This is a genomic window from Roseitalea sp. (assembly GCF_984466335.1).
Map to the genome: position 1 here is coordinate 12,881 of NZ_CFIFWG010000044.1, position 6,563 is coordinate 19,443.

A 6,563-nucleotide genomic window follows, 5' to 3' on the forward strand; every position below is an offset into this window, starting at 1 on the left:
CAATGCGCGGCTCAACGGCGTGCACGCCCTGGTGCGATGCGTGACCGCGACGGGCTTCGGACATCGCGCCTTCGCCGCCACCGGCCCGTTCGACCTGATCGTCGCCAACATCCTTTCAACGCCGCTGATGGCGATGGCGCCGGCCATGGCGCGCCACCTGGCACCGGGCGGCGAGGTGGTCCTGTCTGGCATCCTGACCACGCAACGGCAAAAGGTGCTCGCAGCCTACCGGCAGGCGAAGCTTTATCATTGCCGCACCATCGAGCGCGAAGGGTGGGTGACGCTGCACCTCAAGCCATGAAAACGCGCCGGCGAGCCGTCACGGGACCGGCCGCTGGAAGGGCGCGGCGCGGCGATCAGAAGGGCGGCATGAAATGCGAGCGGCGCTTGAGGGTTTCGCGGTCGTAGCCGTACTGCTTGAGCGTTTCGTCGTCGAGCATCAAAAGCGAGCTGTTGACATATCCGGCCACCTGGCGCGAACGAGCCTCTATAATCGCATCGAGCGTGTTCCTAAAGAAACCCCTGCGGTTTGCGCTGGCCATATCGGTTCTCCTTTGGCGCCTTGTTGCACCGGTAAGATGATGCGTCGCGGCGGCGTGGGGTAGGCCCGCCAATGCAAGGCCGCCATGCGTTTTTTGCATATGCGAACAAGGGATGCTGCAAGGCAATATGCACATGACATCCGGCGGGTTGGCATTGCGGCCGCCGCATCGCCCCGGTAGCGTCCGGTCGCAATCACCGAACGGTCCGCCATGTTCCAGTCCTTTGAGTCCCGATCCGACCCGTCCACGGGCAGGCCGCGTCTTGCGGCCCTGCGCGAACGGCTGGCGGCGATGGAACTGGACGGCTTCATCGTGCCGCATGCGGACGCACACCAGAACGAATATCTGCCCCCGCATGCAGAGCGGCTCGCCTGGCTGACCGGCTTCACCGGCTCGGCGGGCGTTGCCGTGGTGCTCGGCGACCAGGCGCACCTGTTCGTCGACGGCCGCTACACTCTACAGGCACGCCAGCAGGCCGACATGGCGGTGTTCACGCCGCAGGACCTGGTCGGAACGCCGCCGGAGCGGTGGCTGGCGACGAACCTGCGCCGGGGCATGCGCATCGGCTTCGATCCCTGGCTGCACACGATCGGCGCGGCAAGGCGCCTCAAGGCCGCCTGCGAGGATGCGGGGGCGGCACTGCGGCCGGTCATGGACAATCCCGTCGATGCGGTCTGGGCCGACGCGCCGCCGCCGCCGGTGACGCCCGTGCGCATCCGCCCGCCCGAACGGGCGGGCAAGAGCGCGAGCGCCAAGCTGCGCGCGATGGCGCGCACGATCCGCGACAAAGGCGCGGCGGCGACGGTGCTGACCGATCCCGCTTCGATCTGCTGGACCTTCAACATTCGCGGCGGCGACGTGGTCCATACGCCGCTCACGCTCGCCTGGGCGATCGTGCCCGCGCGTGGACGGCCGCAGCTCTTCATCGATCCGCGCAAGCTCGATGCGGCGGCGACCGCCTATCTGGAAAGGCTTGCCGGCCTCGATACGCCCGAGGCGTTCACGGGGGCGCTCGCGGAACTGGGGCGAACGGCGAAAAAGCCCGTCATGCTCGATGCGGCCTGCGCCGCCGCCGCCATCGCCGATGCGATCGAAGGTGCCGGCGGAACGGTGACGGCCGGCGCCGATCCGGCCGTCCTGCCCCGCGCGACCAAGAACCGCGTCGAGCGCAAGGGCGCGGTCGAGGCGCACAGGCGCGACGGCGCCGCCATGGCGACGTTCCTTGCATGGCTCGACGCGCAGGATCCGGGCACGCTGGAGGAGATCGCCATGGTCGGAAAGCTTGAGTGGGCGCGCATCGAAACCGGAGAACGGCTCGGCATGCCGCTGCGCGAAATCGCCTTCGACACGATCTGCGGGGCGGGGCCGAACGGTGCCATCGTCCACTACCGCGTCGACGAGGCGAGCAACCGCGCGGTCAGGCCCGGCGAGCTGATCCTGATCGATTCGGGCGGCCAGTATGATGACGGCACCACCGACATCACCCGCGTGATCGCCACCGGCGCGCCGACCGGAGCGCAGCGCCGCCACTTCACGTTGGTGCTCAAGGGCATGATCGCCATCTCCGCGGCACGCTTTCCAAGGGGCACGCGCGGCGTCGACCTCGATGTGCTGGCGCGCCGCGCGCTGTGGGCCGCCGGCCTCGATTACGGGCACGGCACGGGCCACGGCGTCGGCGCCTATCTGGGCGTGCACGAAGGCCCGCAGACGCTGTCGCGGCGCGGCATGGCGACCTTCGAAGAAGGCATGATCGTCTCGAACGAGCCCGGCTACTACCAGGAAGGCAGCCACGGCATCCGCATCGAGAACCTGGTCATGGTCGCGCCCGCCAGGGTGCCCGAGGGCGGCGAGATCGCCGTGCACGCCTTCACGACGCTGACGCTGTGCCCGATCGACCGGCGACTGATCGAGCCGAGGCTGCTCGACCCCACCGAGAGACGCTGGCTGAACCGCTACCATGCCCGCGTCCGGCGCGAACTGGCGCCGCTGATCGAGGACGCGGCGGTCCTGGCCTGGCTGGAGCGGGCGACCGAGCCGGTGCGATAGCGCCTACAACAGCTGACGCAGCGCCCAGACCAGCGCCCAGCCGATCGCCAGCACGGCGAGCGGCGGCAGGCGAAAGGCCAACAGCGCCGCGGCGACGATCGTCATCGCCTCGGCGACGCCGAAGAACACCGCATAGGGCGCGACGATCGCCGCCAGAACGGCGGCAGGCACGGCGTTGAGCGCCGCCTCCAGCCGCGGCGGAATACGCCTGAAGCGCGACAGGACGAGATGGCCGCCGATGCGCGTCAGATAGGTGACCAGCGCGCCGGCCAGGATGATCCATACGGTTGTCGGGATCACTGCCGGATCACCTTGCCGCGCCGTCGGAGGGCCTGCCGCCGATCAGGGCCGCGACCAGCACGCCCGCCACGGCGCCAAGGCTCACATGCCAGGGACTGCCGACGAAATGGAACGCGGCCGTCGCGACCAGCGCGCTCGCGCCGACGACCGGCAGCCAGTTGGCACGGCCGCGAAAATCCATCACCAGGCCGAGAAAATAGAGCGGCAGCAGGAAATCGATCGCATAGGCGGAGGGATCGTCGATCAGCCCGCCGAACACCGCGCCCAGATAAGTCTCCAGCACCCACATCGCGTAGATCGGCAGGCCGAGGCCGAGATACCAGGCAAGGCTCACCCGGTGCCCGCGCTCGGCGCGCTGCTCGGTGACGGCGAACTGCGGATCGGTCATCACAAAGAAGGCGAGCGCCTTCTGCGGCCCGGAGAAATGCCGGATCGTGCGGCCCATCGTCGCCGAATAGAGGATGTGGCGGAAATTCACCGCGAAGATCGAAAAGACGATGATCCAGGGCGCGACATCGGCGCCGAACAGTTCGATGCCGACCATCTGGCTGGCACCGGCGAAGATGACGGCGCTGGCCAGCGTCGCCTCGAACACCGTCATGCCGTTTTCGACCGCCAGCGCGCCGAACAACAGGCCGAACGGCGCGGCGGAGATCACCACCGGCACGCAATCGCGCACGCCGCGCCAGAATTCGGATTGATCGGAAGCCATGGCCGAGCCAGCAGCTAGAGCGCGTCCGGCGAAGGTGGAATCACCGGAGCCGATAAGACAAGCGACAAAACAAAAGGGTAGAGCGGAGCTGCGTTTCCATGAAACGCGGAAACGCTCTAGCGCGGCGGGCGGGCGCTTGTCACGCGCGTTCTTGTCACCGCGACAATCGGGGACTTGGCTGGACGGCGGTCCGGCACGACCGGTCAAAGCCCCTCGGTCCGCGCCAGCCATTCGTCCTCGTCGATCACCTCGATGTCAAGCTCGGCCGCCTTCTTCAGCTTCGAGCCGGCGCCCAGCCCGGCAACCACCAGGTCGGTCCTGGACGACACCGAGCCGGCCGCCTTGGCGCCCAGCCGGTCGGCCATCGCCTTGGCCTCGTTGCGGCTCATCCGCTCGAGCGATCCGGTGAAGACGATTGTCTTGCCGGCGAACGGGCTTTCGGCGGCTGGCCGTTCGGCGTCGACGACGGTCAGTCGCGCGACCAGATCGCCGACCGTTTCCAGATTGTGCGCCTCGCCGAAATAGCGGGCGACCGCCTCGATCACCGCCGGACCGATATCGTCGAGGGCCTCCATCTCGGCGCGCGCGGCCTCCTCGCCGGCGGCGATCCGGCAAGCCGCCCCGTTGAAATCCTTCCATGAGCCATAGGCGCGCGCCAGCGTCCTGGCGGTGGTCTCGCCGACATGGCGGATACCCAGGCCGAAGATCAGCCGTTCGAGCGCAATCGTCCGCCGCGCCTCGATGGCCGCGAACAGGTTGGCCGCCGACGTCTCGCCATAGCCGTCGCGGTTCTTCAGCTTCTTGAGCGCGTTCGCCCCGTCGCGTTCCTCAAGGGTGAAAATGTCCGCCGGCGCGCGGATCGGCAGATCCGCGTCGTCGTAGAAATATTCGATCTGCCTGTCGCCGAGCCCGTCAATGTCGAACGCCTTGCGCGAGACGAACAGCTTGAGATGCTCCTTGCGCTGGAACGGACAGGCGAATTCGCCCGAACAGCGGCGCACCACGCCTTCGGCGCCGCCGGCGGTCGCCTCGCGCACGATCGGCGTCTTCAGGTCACACGGACAGGTCTGCGGAAAGACGAAGGTGCCGGCATTGTCGGGCCGCTTTTCGGGCACGAAGCCGAGCACCTGCGGAATGACGTCGCCGGCGCGCTGCACCGTCACCGTGTCGCCGATCCTGACGCCGAGGCGCTCGATCTCCTCGGCATTGTGCAGCGTGGCGTTCTCGACCACGACGCCGCCGACGGTGACCGGCTCAAGCCGCGCCACCGGCGTCAGCGCGCCCGTCCGGCCGACCTGGATGTCGATCGCGTTCAGCCGCGTCATCGCCTTTTCGGCCGGAAATTTGTGCGCGACGGCCCAGCGCGGCGAACGCGAGACGAAGCCGAGCCGCTGTTGCAGCGCCAACTCGTTCACCTTGTAGACCACGCCGTCAATGTCATAGGGCAGCTCCGGCCGCTCCGCCTCGATGCGGCGATAATGGGCGAGCAGCGCGTCCACCGTGTCGAAGACCGCCATCAGGGGATTGGTGACGAAGCCATAGTCGCCGAGCTTTTCCACCATGCCCATCTGCGTGTCGGCGGGCATGGCGCTCACCTCGCCCCAGGCATAGGCGAAGAATTTGAGCGGCCGCGACGCGGTGACCGACGCATCGAGCTGGCGCAGCGAGCCGGCGGCCGTGTTGCGCGGATTGACGTAGGCCGGCTTGCCGGCCTCCCCCTGGCGGCGGTTCAGGTCGGCGAAATCGGCCTTGGTCAGGAAAATCTCGCCGCGCACCTCCAACACGTCGGGCGGATCGCCGGCGAGCGCTTGCGGAATGTCGGCGATCGTGCGTGCATTGGCGGTGACGTTCTCGCCAACCGCGCCGTCGCCGCGTGTCGCCGCATGGGCGAGCCGGCCGGCCTCATAGCGCAACGAAAGCGACAGCCCGTCGATCTTTGGCTCGGCGGTCAGCGCCAGCGGCGCATCCTCGGAAAGCTTCAGAAAACGCCGGACGCGCGCGGCGAAATCATGCACGTTGCCGTCATCGAACGCATTGTCGAGCGAGAGCATCGGCATGCGGTGGGCGATCTTGTCGAACTTTTCGGAGACCGCCGCGCCGACCCTGTCGCTGGGGCTGTCGGCGCGCTTGAGATGCGGGAACGCCGCTTCGATGGCGAAATTGCGCCGCTTGAGCGCGTCATAGGCGGCATCGGTGATGACCGGCGCGTCATCGCCATGATAGGCGGTGTCGTGCCGCGCGATCTCTTCGGCCAACCGCGCCAGTTCGGCGGCGGCCTCGGCTTCGGTGAGCGTGTCGACGGGATTGGTCTCGGCGGTCATGGCCGTGTCCGGTGCGAATATGACGGCGCAGGATTAGCCGGATTTACCGGGTGCGGGAAGGCCGGATCGGTGCCGAACGCCCCCTTGAGGGAATGTGGAAAGAGCGGCTACCCCGCCCCTTCGAGCAACTGGTCGGCCGCCGCCCGCGCTTCGGCGGTGATCGTGGCGCCGGCGAGCATGCGCGCGATCTCCTCGCGGCGGGCATCGCGATCCATTTCCGCGACCGAGGTGACGACCTGGCCGGCGCCGTTGCCGTCCGACCTGGAGACCAGGAACTTGGCGATCAGGAAATGGTGGGCAGCGCGGGCGGCGACCTGCGGCGCATGGGTGACCGACAGCACCTGAACGCCCCGAGAGAGCTTGCGCAGCCGCGCGCCGATCGCATCGGCCACCGCGCCCCCCACGCCCGTGTCGATCTCGTCGAAGACGAGCGTGGGCGCCGAACCCCGGTCGGCCAGCGCCACCTTGAGCGCCAGAAGAAAGCGCGACAGTTCTCCGCCCGAGGCGACCCTCATCATCGGCCCGGCGCGGGTGCCCGGATTGGTCCGCACCCAGAATTCGATCTCGTCGATCCCCGCCGCGGTCCGCTTTTCGGGGTCGGCCGTCCGATGGACGATGAAGTCGGCCTTGTCGAGCTTGAGG

The 6,563-nt window shown here is 68.2% G+C and carries 6 protein-coding genes and 1 pseudogene; 2 read left to right on the forward strand and 5 right to left on the reverse strand.

Features of this window, described 5'->3' with window-relative positions; translation table 11 throughout:
• Window positions 1–301 (forward strand): 50S ribosomal protein L11 methyltransferase (locus tag AC5E6L_RS06055; protein WP_491771964.1); only part of this gene is annotated, 301 nt, incomplete at its 5' end.
• A gap of 55 nt (window positions 302–356) precedes the next feature.
• On the opposite strand, the gene AC5E6L_RS06060 is transcribed toward AC5E6L_RS06055, so the two are convergent.
• The gene (locus tag AC5E6L_RS06060; RefSeq protein WP_491230033.1) at window positions 357–542 is read right to left on the reverse strand and encodes a hypothetical protein; all 186 of its coding nucleotides are present in this window, start codon (window positions 540–542) and stop codon (window positions 357–359) included.
• A 210-nt stretch (window positions 543–752) separates the two neighbouring features.
• On the opposite strand from AC5E6L_RS06060, the gene AC5E6L_RS06065 reads away from it, so the two are divergent.
• Window positions 753–2,588, forward strand: a complete 1,836-nt coding sequence (locus AC5E6L_RS06065; protein WP_491771966.1) for an aminopeptidase P family protein — start codon at window positions 753–755, stop codon at window positions 2,586–2,588.
• A gap of 3 nt (window positions 2,589–2,591) precedes the next feature.
• On the opposite strand, the gene AC5E6L_RS06070 is transcribed toward AC5E6L_RS06065, so the two are convergent.
• The 4 genes and pseudogenes from AC5E6L_RS06070 to AC5E6L_RS06085 all read right to left on the reverse strand — a co-directional run.
• On the reverse strand, window positions 2,592–2,885 hold the full coding sequence (locus tag AC5E6L_RS06070) for an AzlD family protein (RefSeq protein WP_491230036.1): 294 nt from the start codon (window positions 2,883–2,885) through the stop codon (window positions 2,592–2,594).
• Window positions 2,886–2,895: 10 nt separating this feature from the next.
• Entirely contained in the window at window positions 2,896–3,600 is a 705-nt protein-coding gene (locus AC5E6L_RS06075) for an AzlC family ABC transporter permease (RefSeq protein WP_491230031.1), read from the reverse strand.
• 203 nt (window positions 3,601–3,803) lie between these two features.
• On the reverse strand, window positions 3,804–5,921 hold the full coding sequence (gene ligA, locus AC5E6L_RS06080; RefSeq protein ID WP_491771969.1) for an NAD-dependent DNA ligase LigA: 2,118 nt from the start codon (window positions 5,919–5,921) through the stop codon (window positions 3,804–3,806).
• A 107-nt stretch (window positions 5,922–6,028) separates the two neighbouring features.
• A pseudogene (locus AC5E6L_RS06085) lies at window positions 6,029–6,563 on the reverse strand (DNA repair protein RecN); the annotation flags it as partial.

Excerpts from the sequence above, each read along its gene's own strand:
- AC5E6L_RS06060 (WP_491230033.1), bottom strand. The coding sequence starts at position 542 with ATGGCCAGCGCAAACCGCAGGGGTTTCTTTAGGAACACGCTCGATGCG.
- AC5E6L_RS06065 (WP_491771966.1), top strand. The coding sequence starts at position 753 with ATGTTCCAGTCCTTTGAGTCCCGATCCGACCCGTCCACGGGCAGGCCG.
- AC5E6L_RS06075 (WP_491230031.1), bottom strand. The coding sequence starts at position 3,600 with ATGGCTTCCGATCAATCCGAATTCTGGCGCGGCGTGCGCGATTGCGTG.
- ligA (WP_491771969.1), bottom strand. The coding sequence starts at position 5,921 with ATGACCGCCGAGACCAATCCCGTCGACACGCTCACCGAAGCCGAGGCC.